Source organism: Planktosalinus sp. (genome assembly GCF_059864935.1).
The window spans coordinates 1-2,027 of record NZ_JCBCCK010000009.1 but is presented as its reverse complement, the minus strand read 5'-3'; the positions used below and the strand labels follow the sequence as shown (position 1 = coordinate 2,027).

3 protein-coding genes are annotated in these 2,027 nt (G+C 42.4%); all 3 read right to left on the bottom strand.

The window, feature by feature from the left end:
- A partial coding sequence (locus AC6F75_RS00295) for a succinylglutamate desuccinylase/aspartoacylase family protein (protein ID WP_500712930.1) occupies window positions 1-885 on the bottom strand: 885 nt, incomplete at its 3' end.
- 12 nt (window positions 886-897) lie between these two features.
- The gene (gene rimK / locus AC6F75_RS00290; protein WP_500712929.1) at window positions 898-1,770 is read right to left on the bottom strand and encodes a 30S ribosomal protein S6--L-glutamate ligase; all 873 of its coding nucleotides are present in this window, start codon (window positions 1,768-1,770) and stop codon (window positions 898-900) included.
- Window positions 1,767-2,027 (bottom strand): putative ATP-dependent zinc protease (locus AC6F75_RS00285; protein ID WP_500712928.1); only part of this gene is annotated, 261 nt, incomplete at its 5' end. The genes AC6F75_RS00285 and rimK, both read right to left, overlap by 4 nt.

Genomic DNA, 2,027 nt, shown 5'->3' with positions numbered 1-2,027 from the left:
GACATTGATGATGTATCCATCATTAGGTGCTTTTACTCTCACTTTCATTTCGCCGTAAGGGTCAGTAATTGAAGCGAGGATTTCTCCTTTTGTAACAAATTTATTGATGGGCACTTTGGTATGAAGCAATCCACTTTTGTGTGCCCTGATCCAGGAACTTTTTTCGATAATAACCGGTTCACCGTTTGTTTCGGGGGCTTTGAATTTGTTGTCCAGCATTTCATGGTATGCCATAAACCGCATTACGCCCTGAACGCCATAATCAATAATGTCCCTGTCACAGCTCATGGATTTACCTCCTTCAAAAAGCAACGAAGGAATACCCATTTTCAAGCAGGTTTGCCTGTATGACTTATCAAGAATTTTGGAAATAACGATAAAAGGGGAGTTGAAAACTTTAGCATATTTCATGGCCACATAATCGTTGGGTGATACCCTGATTTGAGCAGCATTAAACCTGCTGGCACCACCGGTGTGAAAGTCGAGGCAATAGTCGGCGTGAGGTAAAATTTCGGCGGTGAAATGATAGGCAACTCTACTGGCTAGTGAGCCATTTTTGGTTCCCGGAAAAACACGGTTTAAATCATGTCCGTCAGGAAATTGCCGACTCATTGACAGGAAACCAAACACATTCAGTATGGGAACGCAAATGATAGTTCCTTTTTTGGGTTTGTTGATTTTTTTTGCAATCAGTTGGCGCACAATCTCCACGCCATTTATTTCATCGCCATGGATTCCCGCAGTAATCAGTATGGTTGGGCCGGGTTTTGATGCGCGTTCAATAATGATGGGAATTTCAACATTGGTGGCTGTATAAAGCTTAGCTATATTAAAATGAATGGTTTTGCTTTCGCCCAATGCAATATTTTCGCCTAATATTTTCAAAATGGGATGTTTTTAAATGCTTCGTTCAATATACCTGATGATACTTTTTGCAATGTCTTTTCCGGTGGCGGCTTCAATGCCTTCCAATCCGGGTGAAGAGTTTACCTCTAGAATCAATGGTCCACGTGAGGATTGTAGCATATCCACTCCGGCAACAGCAAGCCCCATAACACGGGCAGCCTTGATGGCGGCATTTTCTTCTTCGTCAGTGAGTTCGATGACTGCAGCTGTTCCTCCCCGGTGCAGGTTTGAGCGGAATTCACCTTCTTTTCCCTGACGTTTCATAGCACCTACCACCTGGCCATCAACAATAAACGCCCTGATGTCTGCACCTCCGGCTTCTTTGATAAATTCCTGAACAATTACACGCGCTTGTAAACCGTTAAAAGCCTCGAGTACAGATTCTGCCGCTTGGTTTGTTTCGGCTAAAACCACCCCCAAGCCTTGGGTGCCTTCTAGAAGTTTAATAATCAATGGCGCTCCGCCCACATGCTTGATTACATCGGCGGTGTTTCTGGAGTAGTTGGTAAATACGGTTTTTGGCAATCCCAATCCGGCCCTGGACAGTACCTGAAGGCTTCTTAGTTTGTCTCTTGAACGCATCAGTGATTGTGATTCGGTAGTGGTAAAAACACGCATCATTTCAAACTGCCTGACTACTGCAGTGCCATAAAATGTCACTGATGCACCAATTCTGGGAATCACGGCATCAATATTTTCAACCAGATTTCCTTTGTAATAGACACATGGCTTTTTCTTCTCAATAACGAGCTCACACTTGGCGTGGTCTATCACCTCAATGTTGTGTTTTCTTTTTTTTGCAGCTTCCACCAGCCTCTTTGTGGAATAAAGATTAGGGTTTGAAGAAAGGATTACTATGTTCATTTGCTTTGTTTTCGTTTGAACGAAAGATTGGTTAAACTGGTGTCAACTATAAATACTTTACTTAAGAACGTCCTTCCAAGTAAAACAGGAAATTTCATTTCTTCCCTGTCTGAAAGGGTCAGGGATATATCAAACTCTTCATCAAAAAGTACAATTTTGGTTTTGATTTTATAACGGGTTTGTACGATGCCGTTGCTGCTTTTTACTTGTGCCGTTTCATATTTTTCGAAAACAATCTCCCTTCCATCATAGTTGGG